The organism is Zarconia sp. (genome assembly GCF_057467645.1).
In genome coordinates this window covers 44,731-58,474 of sequence record NZ_JBRJXU010000018.1, presented here as the reverse complement: position 1 = coordinate 58,474, position 13,744 = coordinate 44,731, and the positions used below count along the sequence as shown (strand labels likewise).

Sequence of the window (13,744 nt, the reverse complement as noted above, 5' to 3'; positions counted from 1 at the left end):
CGGGTTCGGGCTCGGGGAGACTTAACGCCGTAAGCTGCCCGAACAGAAACGTTTCTGAAGTTCCACCCTCTTGAGAAATAAACTCTGATAGCGTCGGACCGCCAGGAACGTTACTAAATCCAGTCAGTTGTAACGTATACTCGATGCCGCCGAAAAAGAAAGTTTGAGCCGGAGTCGCACTCGCCCAAGAAATGCGATCGGCACAGGGTACGATACTGGGATAAATACAAGGTTCGGCGTTTATCGTTTCATCAATATTGAGAGTGAAATCAAAGGTTGTCACCCCGAATTCCACAAAATCTAAGGAGATCGAAAGTTGAGCTGCCGATACGGAGGTTCCGGCAAAAACGGCATTATTGAAATGTCGCAATCGACCCAACTCGAAAGGATTCCCGACAGCGATCGAACTCGTTCCCACCCCTGTAAATCCCAGTCCGCTTTTATCTAGAAGGGTGGGGTTCGCGACAATCGGTGTTCCCCAACGAACTTGATTTTCTCCGAGAATCTCAAAGGTTTCGATCTCGCTTCCCCCAATAAAACTTTGCCAAATTCCCTGAGAACGATTGAGGGTAATTGCTTGTACGGGAAAGGCAGAAAACAGAGTAAAGATTACGGTTGCCAGTTGAGTGGAAGAGGATGGGCGGTGCATGATGCTTGCTGAAAGAATGTAAGGAATCATTCGGCAAAGTTTTCTGTTTTTTGCCAAATTCGTCAAATATTAAATACTTTGAAGTTTCGATCGAATCTGTCATGAGCTCGGTGCGATCGAAACAATAAACCCCGATTTTTTATGACTCTACTATACAGAATCAAGCTCCGATCGACTAAATGCGAGGGTTAAGAAGTCGATCTGTCCAAAATATAATATTAGCTTATTAATCGAAGAAAATTAATTTTATGTTTAAATAGTATACTCGAGATCGCCTCAATTTTTATTGAGACTATTCTCATTAAAAGAACGAAGCAATCGGAGTTCTAGAATGTGGTAGGGTATTGACAGATTTTCAGAATTGGCTCTTATTGCCTTTTTTCAAAAAAAGTTCGATCGAGCTTCTCAAACCCTTGAAATATCGTCGATCGTTTTTCAAAAATCGTGACGTCGAAGTCAAAAGCGATCGCTCCCAAAACGGAATTTTCTTGTGACACATCGTAAGATTGGCACATTTTAATCCCCACAATCGACAAAGTGTGAATTGTATCGAACGACATTCGTCACAAGTGAATTCGATTTTTACCCCATCATCGTGTCTGTGCGTCTGTCAGACCCAGCCTCTGATACCTCACAGGTGTAGTTTTTTGACAGTCGGGCAATTGTCGGTGATGAGATCCACAAAAATTAAAGGGTTAAGCGATTACCCAACGGTTGGCGTTCCCTTGCGTCCTTCGCTTAACAAGGGGTCTGAACTCTTGCTTCCTCAGGGATTGCCTGCCCAAATCCACCCAAAAGTTACAAAGCGACACTTGTGAGGTCTTTAATGCTCCCCAAGCTTCCCAAAGCGACCTAGATGCTAAAACCCGCGTCGAAATCATAGACTGGACGTATAGAATAAAACAAGTTGTCCGCCTAATTTTTAACAAACAATTAGCCAAACCCTCGCCCATCGCGCAGAGGGATAGCGACTTAGGAATCGCCATTATGCTTCAAACAGCGACCCACAATGCAGACTCGACGAGAGCTGAATCGAATCTGGATGTCGAACTCCGCAAGGTCTTCAAAGTATTTAATGGAGAAACAGCGGTACGCGGCGTAGAATTTGACATCCGTCGGGGAGAATTTTTCAGCATTCTCGGGCCCTCTGGGTGTGGGAAAACCACGACCCTGCGGATGATTGCCGGTTTTGAAACGCCATCTGCGGGAGAAGTGTTGATTCGCGGCGAATCCATGAATCACGTTCCCCCCTACCAGCGTCCGGTGAATACGGTTTTTCAGAGCTACGCCCTCTTCAACCACCTGCGGGTTTGGGATAACGTCGCATTCGGTCTGCGCATCAAGCGTTTGGGTCGAGCGGAAATCCAGCAGCGGGTCGATGAAGCCCTGACGTTGGTGAAAATGGAATCCTTTGCCAATCGCTACCCCTCCCAGATGTCTGGGGGACAGCGTCAAAGAGTTGCCCTCGCCCGCGCCCTGGTCAATCGTCCGGCGGTGGTGCTCCTCGACGAACCCTTAGGAGCGTTGGATTTGAAACTGCGCAAACAGATGCAAGTCGAGCTATCGAATTTGCATCAAGATTTGGGACTGACCTTTGTCATGGTCACCCACGACCAGGAAGAAGCCCTGTCGCTGTCCGATCGCATCGCCGTGATGAAAGATGGCAAAATCGAACAGATCGATTCCCCCGATCGCATCTACGAACAACCCACCACCCCCTTTGTCGCTGATTTTATCGGCGATACGAATTTGTTCGAAGGACAAATCGAAGCTTTCGATGCTTCGAGCGTGTTAGTACGCACCACTTCGGGGCTGAAAATCGCCATCGAATCTGCCCCCAACTTCCACGCCGAAGTCGGCGATAAAGTGGTGGTGAGCGTGCGCCCCGAAAAAATAAACCTCAGCCTGTACCGACCCGAAGATGCCGTCGATTGCTATGAAGGACGACTCGAGCATTCGATGTATCTGGGGACGCACATGCACTACACCATCCAACTGCCCTCCGGCGAACATCTGACGGTTCGCCAACCGAATACTTGGGCAAATTTACCCGATCGCCACACGCCGATCTATGCCTCGTGGATGGCAACCGATGGGGTGGTACTCAAAGCGTAAAAGCTCGAGGTCATTTCCACAAAATACCCAACGGAATCGACGCGCCATCGGCAACAGTCGGTCTTCTTGTCGAGTTCGATTTTCCCTTGACGGGGCACTTCCCCAGAGTCGCCCGCAGATGCTAGTAAAATACTGTTGAGTCAGCGTCGATCTCGATCGAATCTAAGAACTCTAGCGGCAAAATCCGTTGTCTGCTAATAGCTTTAGGTTTGAGTTCGACCGAACGCCCAACACGCCATCGTCAATTTTCATCCCAACTTTTCGTCATCACCGTGCCTCCGACTCTATCCCAGACATTCCGAACCCGTGCGACGCGCCGCCGATTTCTCCAAGGTTCGGCTGCCTTGCTCTGTGGTATGACGCTTTCCAGCTGCGGGTGGACGCTTGCTGATGTCCGCACGACGGTGCAAACCGCTTCAGATGTTTTATACATATACACCTGGGCGGGCTATACCGATCGAGATTTACTCAATCGATTCGAGCAGGAAACCGGCATTCGAGTCATCGCTGACGTTTTTAGCTCCAACGAAGAGATGCTCGCCAAACTGCAAGCCGGTGCGGGGGGAGCGTACAGCATTATCTATCCCTCCGATTATATGGTAATCAAGATGAAAGAGTTGGGGCTACTCGCCGAACTCGATCGCGATCGTCTCGTGGGGTTAGACGGACTCTTCGAGCGGTTTGAAAGTCCCAGCTACGATGCCAATAACCGTTACAGCCTCCCCATTAGTTGGGGCACCACCGGTCTGATTTTCAATCGCAAACGCCTCAAACCCGCCCCACAGGACTGGGACTACCTCTGGGACAACCAAGACAAAATCAATAAGCGCGTCACCCTCCTCAACGACGCGCGGGAAGTCATGGGGGCCACGTTGCGAATGTTGGGTTACTCCTACAATTCCACCGATCCCAAGGAAATCGAACAAGCTTACGAACAGCTCGTCCGTCTCAAACCGGCGATTGCCTCCTTTACCTCCGATGCGTGGCGATCGCAAATTGTCACCGGTGATTTGGAAGTGGCCATGGGATATTCCTTCGATGCCAACGAGGTGATGGAAGAACAACCCGACTTGCAATACGTTCTCCCCAAAAGCGGTTCTTCCGTGTGGACGGATACCCTGGTAATTCCCTCCACGGCCCCCAATTTCGAGGCCGCCTATGCCTGGCTCAACTTCATGCTCGATCCGGAAATCGCGGCTTCCCTGTGCGATCGATTGGGGTTTGCCATTCCCAACCAAGCGGGGTTCGAGCTTTTGCCCCCAGACATTCAAGAGAACCCCACCCTATTCCCAGCAGAATCAGCTCTGGAGAAATCGGAAAATTTAATTCCCATTCCCGAAGCAACAGACCTCTACGATCGCTATTGGACGAGGCTAACCAGCGCCTAGTGCTGCCGTGCAGAATTCAAAATGAAAAATGAAAAATGCTGACTGTATATAGCGTTCACCGGTTGAGAACTCGATCTTATTTCTGCCGCGCAGCACTAGTGCCGCTACGAGTTATTGAAAATGCTTACCGTACAGACCTTTCACCGATAACAGGCCCTAGGTAATTATTTTTGCCGCACGGCACGAGAACATCTATCTTTGTCTCCACCGCGTCCAACCCCACCGTATTTCAACCAACCGTGTCTGTATCTACAAAACCTTCACCCCCCTCCAATCACTTCCCTCCCCAGAGCGATCCGAACAATCCCCGATTTGGCTCTCGATGGCTTGGACCCCTAGCTCTGCTCGGACCGGCTGGTGTTTGGCTGATCTTCCTCTTAGTCCTGCCGACGCTGGTCATTTTTGAAATCAGCTTGGTTCCCAATATTAAACCCGGAGGCATCGTCAATCCCTCAGGTTTGGATAACTACTTCCTCGCCTTCCAAGGAATTTATATTACGGTGGTGCTGCGATCGCTCTTTTTGGCGCTCGGGGCGACTCTGTTGTGTTTGGTTTTGGGATTTCCCGTCGCCTACTGGCTGGCCATCCTCGCTCCTCAACGATGGCGAAACCTGCTGCTGATGAGCTTCATTTTGCCCCTGTGGACGTCATCCCTGCTGCGATCGTACGCTTGGATTACAATTTTGCGACCGACGGGGGTTCTCAACTCAGTACTGGGATTTGTCGGTTTGCCCGGACTCGAACTCCTCAACCGACCGCCAGCGGTTTTGATTGGGATGACCTATAGTTTCTTGCCCTATATGGTTCTGATTCTCTTCTCATCCCTCGAAAAACTCGATCGCCAGCTGCTCGAAGCCTCCGCCGATTTGGGTGCAACTCCCCCCGAAACCTTCTGGAAGGTGACCGTTCCCCAAGCCATGCCCGGTATTGCAGCGGGTTCCTTGCTCGTCTTCATCACCAGTTTGGGAGACTTTGTCGATCCCGAACTTCTCGGCGGCGCATCCAGCGGCACCGCAGCTCGACTGATTTACGATCGATTTCTCGGACAAACCCAGAACTGGGGATTCGGTGCGGCCCTGAGTATGTTACTGATTATGGCAGTGAGTATTGCGATCGCCCTTCTGCTGAAATACGGAGATCGGGATGCGACACCTTAAATGTACCCTGATGATTCCCCATTGCCCATACTCTGTCACTTATTTCCCATCCCTGCATGAGAGACACCCCTAGAGATTCCCAATCCAAAAACTCCATCGTTATCCCCCCAGAGGAGGAAATCCCCGCAGATATGTCAAACTCAAAGGTTCCATTCAATCTTTCTTGGCAGGCTATTTTTACTGGGGCCTTATTTCTATTCATGTATTTGCCGATTTTGGTGTTGATGTTTTACAGCTTCAACCAATCGGCATACAGTGCGGGTTGGGAGGGATTTACCTTAGATTGGTACCGGCAACTGTTGAGTGACGATCGCATTGGCAAAGCTCTGTTCAATAGCTTGAAAGTCGCCATTTTGGCCGTCGGGGTTTCTGCAGTTCTCGGAACGCTGATGGCGGTGGGTTTATCCCGTTATGAATTTCGCGGCAAAAAACTCTATCAGGGGATTTCTTACCTACCGCTGATTATCCCCGATATCGCGATCGCCGTTGCCACGTTGGTGTTTCTGGCTGCCATTGGCATTTCCCTGAGCATCTGGACGATCGTCGCCGCCCACATTGTCTTTTGTTTGGCTTATATTGCCCTAGCGGTTTCCACTCGCCTGGCCGATCTCGACTCCAACCTCGAAGAAGCGGCATTGGATTTGGGGGCAACCCCCGTGGAAGCCTTTCTCAAAGTCCTGCTGCCTCAGTTGATGCCCGGAATTGCGTCGGGTTGTTTGATTGCCTTCGTTTTGAGCATGGATGACTTTTTAATTTCCAGCTTTACCGCCGGTGCTGGAGCAACTACCCTACCCATGGAAATTTTTAGCCGGATTCGCACGGGAGTTAAACCGGATATTAATGCCCTGAGTGTTATTTTGATTGGCGTGTCGGGGATTCTGGCGTTTGTGGCGGAGAACCTGCGCTATCGCAGCGAGCAGCAACAACGGTAGTCGATCGAGAGCAAAAGGTTAAGGGGAAAGGGAAAAGACAGTCATAACTTCGGGATCGAAATCGATCGGATTTTCAGATTGAAACGATCGATTCTTACCCCAGATCCAGAGTTCTCCGTTCCCTCTTTTCCTCCCAGATGTCTGTTAAATATCTCATACAAAGGGAAAATTAGAGCAACTCTTTAACCATTAAATTTCAGACAAATTCCTTTCTTCCTCAAAAGATAGATATCTCCAAAAATAAAATAAACTTCTATGCCGAATTCCTAAAATTATTCCCCATTCCCTAAAACCTGACACTCTGTACCCCATGAGTATGAGAAGCGTTATATTTAATCCCCATTAACGCCATGTGCAACTTGTACGATCCAAAACCTGACAACACGGGGGGTTTGGGGTTGGGGGAAGGGGAAAAGGGGGATAAGTCTGCTCGCTCACTATACGGCGATCGCTTAAAGTTTCACACCGCGTCATTATTATGAACCCCGATCGAAACTAGGTTCATCAGGATTGCAAAGCAAATCTTTTTCAGATTCATAAATTGTGGCAAATTGATTCACAAATTGTAGCGAAAGACTTGCAAAAAAAGAAATTCACTGTATGATAAGCGTATTGTAAAATTAAACCTGCTTCATTACTCAAAAGTACATTCCATCAACAGTTGGTGAGTTTTAGGGTAATGAGTAGAGATAATATCATGGTTAACCTATATTCCCCCCCTCAATTGGTTGACCCCTACCAAAATGCTCTAGTCGAGCTGGTTAGGGGAATTGAGTGGTCGGAAGGAGAATCTTCTCTGATTTTGGCGCGATGCAACTCTCAAAGGTTGCGCCAGGAGATGATGCAGCGGCTGAAAGCTCTGTGTCCGGGAACCGTTCGGGACGTTGTGTTAGAAGGGTCGATCGAGATTTTGTATGCAATCCTCAAAACTCAACTCGATCGCGAATTGCCCCAAGCCGTGACCATTTCCGGGTTTGAATCTGTCACCACCCTAGACTCCCTCCTCGCGAATACCGACGTTTATCGCAACGATATTCTCAAAACCTTTCGCTGTCCGATCGTCTGGTGGGTGAACGACAATACCTTGCGCAAAATTATTCGACTTGCACCCCACACCTACTCGATGTTTACCACCGTTGATTTTACCGTAGCAGCGCTCGCCTGAAGCTCGGTTCGTTCTTGGGGTTCGATCGCCACCACAACCCTGGGAATCTACGTCAATATTGCGTAAATATCTCTAAAGAAACTCGACGTTTGCGCGAGAGACTGAGGTGGAGGATGTCACAATTGAAAAGAACCCGAATCGACGCAGGACGATCGACCTTGTACCCTGCGTCGATTTATTGTCGAAAAGGGAAATAACGATGGCTTTAAATAGTGATGGCTTCAAAATCGTCAGCGATAACCGGCAGGCGCGGTATCGCTACGAAATCCTGGAAACTTATGAAGCTGGCATCGAACTCAAAGGAACGGAAGTCAAATCCATTCGCGAAGGAAAATCCAACCTGCGGGATGGATACGCTTTAATTCGCAACGGCGAAGCGTGGCTGCTCAACGTCCACATTTCCCCGTACCAAATTGCCAGTGAATACTTCAATCACGATCCGCGCCGCACTCGCAAACTTTTGCTGCACCGTCGGGAAATTAGCAAGCTGATCGGGAAAGTCGAAGAAAAAGGGTTAACCCTGGTGCCCCTGAAAATGTACTTAAAGCGCGGATTGGTGAAAGTCACCATCGGGCTGGGGAGAGGGAAGAAACTCTTCGATAAGCGGGAATCGTTGAAGAAGAAACAGGAAAAACGAGATATCGCTCGGGCGATGAAACGCTATTAATCGCGCTTCGTGCAGGAGAAGGGAAAAAGGGAAAAGGAAGGTTCGGGAAAACCGCAACGATCGGTCGGTTTATCGCGCTGATGAAGTCGAGATGGACTCGATACAATAAAGTCAACGGCTAGTGCTGCTACGCAGAATTAAAAATGCAGAATTAAAAATGCAAAACTAAAAATTAAAAATGCTTGCTGTATATAGCTTTCACCGGTTAAGAGCTGGGTAGTTATTTCTGCGGCACTGCACTAGTTTCAAGCAATATTTTCGATTGCTGCTGTTGAAGGAATTGAAAGGATGAATCAAATCAAAACAGTCGCCCTCCTCGGTTTATTGAGTGGCTTGTTAATTGCGATTTGCTACAGTGTGTTTGGTGGTGTTGGCGGTGCCCTACTAGGATTGCTGCTGGCATCGGTGATGAACCTTGGTTCTTGGTTCTATTCCGATCGGATTGCCCTCGCAGCATATCAGGCACAACCCATCGGTCCCGATCGGGCGCCGCAACTCTACAACATGGTAGAAACACTGTGCGATCGGGCGAACCTACCCATGCCCGGCGTCTACATCATTCCCTCCCAATCCCCCAACGCTTTCGCCACCGGACGCGATCCCGAACATGCTGCGGTTGCCGTCACCGAAGGCATTCTCCAAATGCTGCCAGAGGATGAACTCGAGGGAGTCATCGCCCACGAACTCAGCCACATTCGTAATCGCGATACCCTCACCCAAGCCGTAGCTGCAACCATTGCCAGCGCTATTTCCTTCGTTGCCCAGATGCTCAGCTACAGTATGTGGTTTGGGGGTTCGCGCAATAATGAAGGGGGGAATATTGTTGGGATGATGGCAACCATTTTCCTTGCCCCGATCGCAGCCTCGATTATTCAATTGGGGATTTCGCGGACTCGGGAGTTTGAAGCCGATGCCGGTGCTGCCGAACTGACGGGAAATCCCAATGCCTTAGCGCGGGCCCTCAAACGAATCGAGAGTATGGCGCGGCAAGTTCCCATGGGAGGTAACCCAGCATTTGCCCCTCTGATGATTGTGAATTCTCGCTCTCGGGATTGGTTGCGGAATTTGTTCTCCACTCACCCGTCTACGGAAGCTCGGATCGAGCGCTTGTTAGGGCGATAGTGGGTAATTGTCCTTGAGAAGTTGAGTCGATCGCGATCGTGCGATCGGCATTCAGCCAAAAGGGAACTTTCGCTCCCTTGTCGCTTTACAAAATTTCTGCGCCTACTTCGTCGTGCGATAGCTCGGAATCCAAATATTCCGGGCTATCTGCATTTTGATTCCATTAATGAAGATATAGCGGTTTTCTCTCCTAGAACTTTATCCAGGCTCAACGCCACACATTTCATTTCTTGGGTTTCGTGTTTAAAACAAACCAGGAAACCGACCCTAGAAAGATAATGTAGCCACAAACGGCAAACCAATCGAGAAAATTTGAATCCATTATTCTAACCGATATCAATCAAACGTAATCACCGATCGAATCGATTTCCCCTCGTGCATCAAATCGAACGCCTCGTTAATCTTCTCCAAAGGCATCACGTGGGTAATCAGATCGTCGATGTTGAGCTTACCATCCATATACCAATCCACGATTTTCGGCACATCCGTACGTCCCCTCGCCCCACCGAACGCCGTTCCCTGCCAAACTCGCCCGGTTACTAGTTGAAACGGACGGGTGCGAATCTCTTCCCCCGCCCCCGCCACGCCGATAATCGTACAAACGCCCCAACCCTTGTGGCAACATTCGAGGGCTTGGCGCATGACGTTGACATTGCCGATACACTCGAAGCTGTAGTCTGCCCCGCCATCGGTGAGTTCCACCAAATAAGACACCAAATCCCCTTCAACTTCTCGAGGATTGACGAAGTGGGTAATCCCAAATGTTTCGGCGATCGCTTTCTTGGCGGGATTGGTATCCACGCCAATAATTTTGCTGGCCCCCACCATCTTTGCCGCTTGCACCACGTTCAAGCCGATACCACCTAAACCAAAAACGACGACATTCGCCCCGGCTTCCACCTTCGCCTCGAATACCACCGCTCCGACGCCAGTCGTCACGCCGCAGCCGATGTAACAAACTTTCTCAAACGGGGCATCATTGCGAATCTTCGCCAGGGAAATCTCGGGAACGACGGTGTATTGGGCGAAGGTAGACGTACCCATGTAGTGGTAAAGTTTTTGACCTTTATAGGAAAAGCGGCTAGTTCCGTCGGGCATTAAACCCTTGCCTTGGGTACTGCGAATGGCTTGGCAGAGATTGGTTTTGCGACTGAGACAATACTCGCAAGTGCGGCACTCGGGAACGTAGAGGGGGATAACGCGATCTCCCGGTTTAAGGGTTTTCACCCCGGAACCCACTTCCACCACAACTCCCGCCCCCTCGTGGCCCAAAATCGCCGGAAATAAGCCTTCGGGATCTGCACCGGAGAGGGTGTAGGCATCGGTATGACAAACCCCCGTAGCTTTAATTTCGACCATCACTTCCCCTTCCTCGGGGCCGTCGAGTTGGATGGTTTCGAGACTCAGGGGTTTGCCCACTTCAAAGGCTACTGCTGCTTTTACGTCCACGATCGCACTTTTGGGTAATAAATTTCCGATGACATCGATCTTATATTGCCGCGCGCGCTGGGGGGAAGGGAGATGGGAGATGGGAGATGGGGTGTGGGGTGTGGGGTGTGGGGAAGGAACGATGAATCCATGTTTTGTTGACCTTTGACTCTAATCGAATTCGATCGGACGGATATCCTCACCCCTTTTGGGAGCCTCAAACTATCGCCTCAAACCTTTATCTTGACTAGATTATAGGGTTTCGATCGAGATGCTATCCACCGGATCGATTTCTCAATTTAGGTTCGGCTGCATTTATACTTGTACTTGTCAAATTAAGTTTACATTAGTTAATATAAAGACACAAAAGGATACAAACTTAATTCAAGGAGACACATCCATGACTAACGACTTCGACTTCCAACAGAAAGACTTATTCGGTCCGGTTATCTTCCGTCCCGAGTTCAACAACTTCGAGCAAATCGACACCAATAAAGCTTGGTCGTTGTTCTTCACCGGTGGAAATGAAGATAAAGCCCTCGGTTTCAACAATAATCTCGGCAACTTCTTCAACAACAGCCTGATTGCGATCGTTGTTGCCGGAACCATCTGGGGTCTGTTCTTCAGCAACTTGCCGGCTTCTCTATAATGGGCGATTGCCAATTGACCCATGAATTGTAGAAACGGAATATTAGGCGGGTCCCACCCTCCCGCCTCCCCTCATGGGGAGAAAAGAAAGGGCGATCGCGCGATCGCCCTTTTTATATGTATTTATTGGATTTGAGATCGATTCAAGCGGTAGATGCTCGATCGCAACCTTGAAGCGTTTTAATTGAGATCCCGTTTCAGAACCGGTTTAAGAACCCCGTTCCACTTCCCGGAAAATTTCTTCGAGAATCTCCGTTGCCCCCTGTTCGCGCAACTTTTTCGCTAACTCGATTCCTAACTGTTCGGCTTCAGTTGCTGCACCCGAAACGCTATCTTTAATTAAGCGCTGACCGTCTAAACTGGCCACCATGCCTTTGAGGGTGAGTGTTTCGCCATCAATATTGGTATTCACGCCGATGGGAACTTGGCAACCGCCTTCCAAGCTGCGAAGGAAGGAACGTTCGGCGAGGCATCGTTGGGCAGTGGGAGTGTGTTCGATCGCTTTGAGGATGTCGAGAATTTCGGGATCTTCCGAGCGACATTCAATCCCTAAAGCTCCTTGTCCGACGGCATGTAGGGAAACCTCGGCGGGAATTTCTTGGTGAATGCGATCGCCAAATCCCAATCTTTCTAATCCGGCCACGGCGAGAATAATCGCATCGTAATCTCCCGTATCGAGTTTGGCGAGGCGAGTATTCAAGTTACCGCGAATATCTTTAAATTGTAAGTGGGGATAGTAATGGCGCAATTGAGCCAGTCGCCGTAAAGAAGATGTACCGATAATGGCACCTTCGGGTAATGTTTCGAGTTGTTTATCTTTGTGTCGTTCGTGAACGACTAGGGCATCGGCGGGATTTTCGCGTTCGGTAATGCAGCCGAGCATTAAACCTTCAGGTAAGTTCGTGGGTAAATCCTTGAGAGAATGCACTGCAAAATCTGTCTCGCGATTGAGCATCCCCACTTCTAATTCTTTCGTAAAAAGTCCTTTATCGCCTATTTTGGCAAGGGCGACATCGAGGATTTTGTCACCTTTTGTGGACATTGTCTCTATTTCAAAAGTACGATCGGGATGATGCTTTTGAAGTTCGGCTTGCACCCAGTGGGTTTGCACTAGAGCCAGTTGGCTTTTACGAGAACCAATACGGATAGTGCGTTGGGGGATTGACACAGTTGCAGTCATGGAATCGATCTAAGGCAGTAAAGAGGGTTTTCTATAGACTCGATCTAGATTACTACTGCGTGGTAACAGTCGATACATTACTTTAACGAATGTAACAGTATTTCTCGAGAAAGTGCCCGATTTGTTGATATAAAAATTAACACGAAAATAAGCAAAACTATGCAGTAAACTCGCGATAAAATTTAGAACTGTAGCCATAACTGTTAGGACAGCCGGAGTTCGCCAAGCGTATTTCTCTCCCCCATCACCCCATCACCCCATCTAGACCTAAGCTTGCTTCTGAACCCCCATCCGAATTTCCGAGCAAAACGATGCATAACTCGAGCCATCGGCGTGTTGGATGGTGCTCGTTCGCTCCCGTAAATTCGGACTGGCAAACCAGAGGCGTTCTTCGATTTTCAAGGCATCGGACTCGAGAATTAAAGTCAGCGATTCATCAGAATTCATCGCGTAACGACCCGATAGCGGCGGTTCTCCCGATGTATTGGCCTGTCGCAAGAGTTTTCCGATCTGGGCATCCTCAGTATCGGCGATCGCCACCAGTAGTGCCGACCCGGTTTCTTTAGCAGAACTCGCACCCACCGTCCCTTCCCATTTCGTCTGGAGACCGCATAGTACTGAATCTGGGGAAAGCTGGCTCTGTTGGCATAAGGCGATAACCGCTGAGTCGCTCGCGGTAAGTAACTCGACGGATAGTTGCGACTGACCGGCTTCCAACTCTTGGGGGGGAAGGGAGTGACTCGTGCGTTGCGAAAACCACTTACCCGCACATTGCTTGAAAAATTCTATTGTCTGCATCAAATATTGAACTGCTGAATGTCTCAAGTTATTCTATACATCGATCGCGATCGCCTTGGTATAATTAGGGCTGAAGCCGCCACACCATCACAGCCCAAAGGCGATGAACGAACTACGATTGCTAATCATTACCATCCCCAGTGCCTTCGGGATTTTTGCAACTCTCGAATTTTTCCAATTTCTCTACCGCCAAGCGCAATCCGAATCGCGACCGTCACCCGAAACTGAAGACCGATTGGTGCGCGAAGCCGAGCAACTGCGCGATCGCCTCATCAAAATCGAACGACTGACGTTTCAGCAATACTTAAAAGCACCAGACACGCAAACCTTACAACTGAGTCGCGCTCGCCTAGAACAAGTTCGCCAACTCTATCACAAAGCCGAACACCGCTATCAACGTCGGGCGGCGCAACAGGAACTTCACGAAACCCTAGAGTCGTTTGCCGTGAGTTGAGCTCGATCGCGGCATTACCTGACCCATTTCCAAACAATCGG

13 protein-coding genes are annotated in these 13,744 nt (G+C 49.4%); 9 read left to right on the top strand and 4 right to left on the bottom strand.

Translation table 11 applies throughout. The annotated features are described in order from the left end of the window. A partial coding sequence (locus AC2215_RS02950) for a choice-of-anchor K domain-containing protein (protein WP_486808460.1) occupies positions 1-649 on the bottom strand: 649 nt, incomplete at its 3' end. 987 nt (positions 650-1,636) lie between these two features. Between AC2215_RS02950 and AC2215_RS02945 the strand changes: the two genes are divergently transcribed. The 7 genes from AC2215_RS02945 (at position 1,637) to AC2215_RS02915 (ending at position 9,195) form a co-directional block, all read left to right on the top strand. Next, a complete protein-coding gene (locus AC2215_RS02945; RefSeq protein WP_486808459.1) occupies positions 1,637-2,764 on the top strand; it encodes an ABC transporter ATP-binding protein in 1,128 nt (375 codons plus the stop codon). A gap of 272 nt (positions 2,765-3,036) precedes the next feature. Beyond that, positions 3,037-4,152: an ABC transporter substrate-binding protein gene (locus AC2215_RS02940; protein ID WP_486808458.1), complete on the top strand. Its 1,116-nt coding sequence runs from the start codon at positions 3,037-3,039 to the stop codon at positions 4,150-4,152. A 239-nt stretch (positions 4,153-4,391) separates the two neighbouring features. After that, the gene (locus tag AC2215_RS02935; RefSeq protein ID WP_486808457.1) at positions 4,392-5,309 is read left to right on the top strand and encodes an ABC transporter permease; all 918 of its coding nucleotides are present in this window, start codon (positions 4,392-4,394) and stop codon (positions 5,307-5,309) included. A 131-nt stretch (positions 5,310-5,440) separates the two neighbouring features. Continuing rightward, positions 5,441-6,241 (top strand): ABC transporter permease, encoded by an 801-nt coding sequence (locus AC2215_RS02930; RefSeq protein ID WP_486808456.1) that lies wholly within the window; start codon positions 5,441-5,443, stop codon positions 6,239-6,241. Between the two features lie 697 nt (positions 6,242-6,938). Further along, a complete protein-coding gene (locus tag AC2215_RS02925; protein WP_486808455.1) occupies positions 6,939-7,406 on the top strand; it encodes a hypothetical protein in 468 nt (155 codons plus the stop codon). A gap of 199 nt (positions 7,407-7,605) precedes the next feature. Then, on the top strand, positions 7,606-8,073 hold the full coding sequence (gene smpB / locus AC2215_RS02920; RefSeq protein WP_486808454.1) for an SsrA-binding protein SmpB: 468 nt from the start codon (positions 7,606-7,608) through the stop codon (positions 8,071-8,073). Positions 8,074-8,361: 288 nt separating this feature from the next. Then, on the top strand, positions 8,362-9,195 hold the full coding sequence (locus tag AC2215_RS02915) for a M48 family metalloprotease (RefSeq protein ID WP_486808453.1): 834 nt from the start codon (positions 8,362-8,364) through the stop codon (positions 9,193-9,195). A gap of 336 nt (positions 9,196-9,531) precedes the next feature. Here the strand turns inward: AC2215_RS02915 and AC2215_RS02910 are convergent, their stop codons facing one another. Next, entirely contained in the window at positions 9,532-10,644 is a 1,113-nt protein-coding gene (locus AC2215_RS02910; protein ID WP_486808452.1) for an S-(hydroxymethyl)glutathione dehydrogenase/class III alcohol dehydrogenase, read from the bottom strand. Between the two features lie 379 nt (positions 10,645-11,023). Here AC2215_RS02910 and AC2215_RS02905 point away from each other — a divergent pair, with 379 nt between their 5' ends. Next, positions 11,024-11,272 carry a hypothetical protein gene (locus tag AC2215_RS02905; RefSeq protein ID WP_486808451.1) on the top strand — a complete coding sequence of 83 codons (249 nt, stop codon included), beginning with the start codon at positions 11,024-11,026 and terminating at the stop codon, positions 11,270-11,272. A gap of 207 nt (positions 11,273-11,479) precedes the next feature. Here AC2215_RS02905 and hemC read toward each other — a convergent pair whose 3' ends face one another. Together hemC and AC2215_RS02895 are read right to left on the bottom strand one after the other, a co-directional pair. Then, positions 11,480-12,451, bottom strand: a complete 972-nt coding sequence (gene hemC / locus AC2215_RS02900; protein ID WP_486808450.1) for a hydroxymethylbilane synthase — start codon at positions 12,449-12,451, stop codon at positions 11,480-11,482. 267 nt (positions 12,452-12,718) lie between these two features. Next, complete coding sequence (locus AC2215_RS02895; RefSeq protein ID WP_486808449.1) at positions 12,719-13,249, bottom strand: phycobiliprotein lyase; 531 nt, start codon at positions 13,247-13,249, stop codon at positions 12,719-12,721. A gap of 103 nt (positions 13,250-13,352) precedes the next feature. Here AC2215_RS02895 and AC2215_RS02890 point away from each other — a divergent pair, with 103 nt between their 5' ends. Then, positions 13,353-13,703: a hypothetical protein gene (locus tag AC2215_RS02890; RefSeq protein ID WP_486808448.1), complete on the top strand. Its 351-nt coding sequence runs from the start codon at positions 13,353-13,355 to the stop codon at positions 13,701-13,703. The last annotated feature ends 41 nt before the right edge of the window (positions 13,704-13,744 follow it).

Bases quoted from the DNA above. Each gene is read 5' to 3' on its own strand.
- hemC (WP_486808450.1), bottom strand. From the start codon at position 12,451: ATGACTGCAACTGTGTCAATCCCCCAACGCACTATCCGTATTGGTTCT.
- AC2215_RS02915 (WP_486808453.1), top strand. From the start codon at position 8,362: ATGAATCAAATCAAAACAGTCGCCCTCCTCGGTTTATTGAGTGGCTTG.
- AC2215_RS02890 (WP_486808448.1), top strand. From the start codon at position 13,353: ATGAACGAACTACGATTGCTAATCATTACCATCCCCAGTGCCTTCGGG.
- AC2215_RS02930 (WP_486808456.1), top strand. From the start codon at position 5,441: ATGTCAAACTCAAAGGTTCCATTCAATCTTTCTTGGCAGGCTATTTTT.
- AC2215_RS02905 (WP_486808451.1), top strand. From the start codon at position 11,024: ATGACTAACGACTTCGACTTCCAACAGAAAGACTTATTCGGTCCGGTT.
- AC2215_RS02925 (WP_486808455.1), top strand. From the start codon at position 6,939: ATGGTTAACCTATATTCCCCCCCTCAATTGGTTGACCCCTACCAAAAT.
- AC2215_RS02895 (WP_486808449.1), bottom strand. From the start codon at position 13,249: ATGCAGACAATAGAATTTTTCAAGCAATGTGCGGGTAAGTGGTTTTCG.
- AC2215_RS02945 (WP_486808459.1), top strand. From the start codon at position 1,637: ATGCTTCAAACAGCGACCCACAATGCAGACTCGACGAGAGCTGAATCG.
- smpB (WP_486808454.1), top strand. From the start codon at position 7,606: ATGGCTTTAAATAGTGATGGCTTCAAAATCGTCAGCGATAACCGGCAG.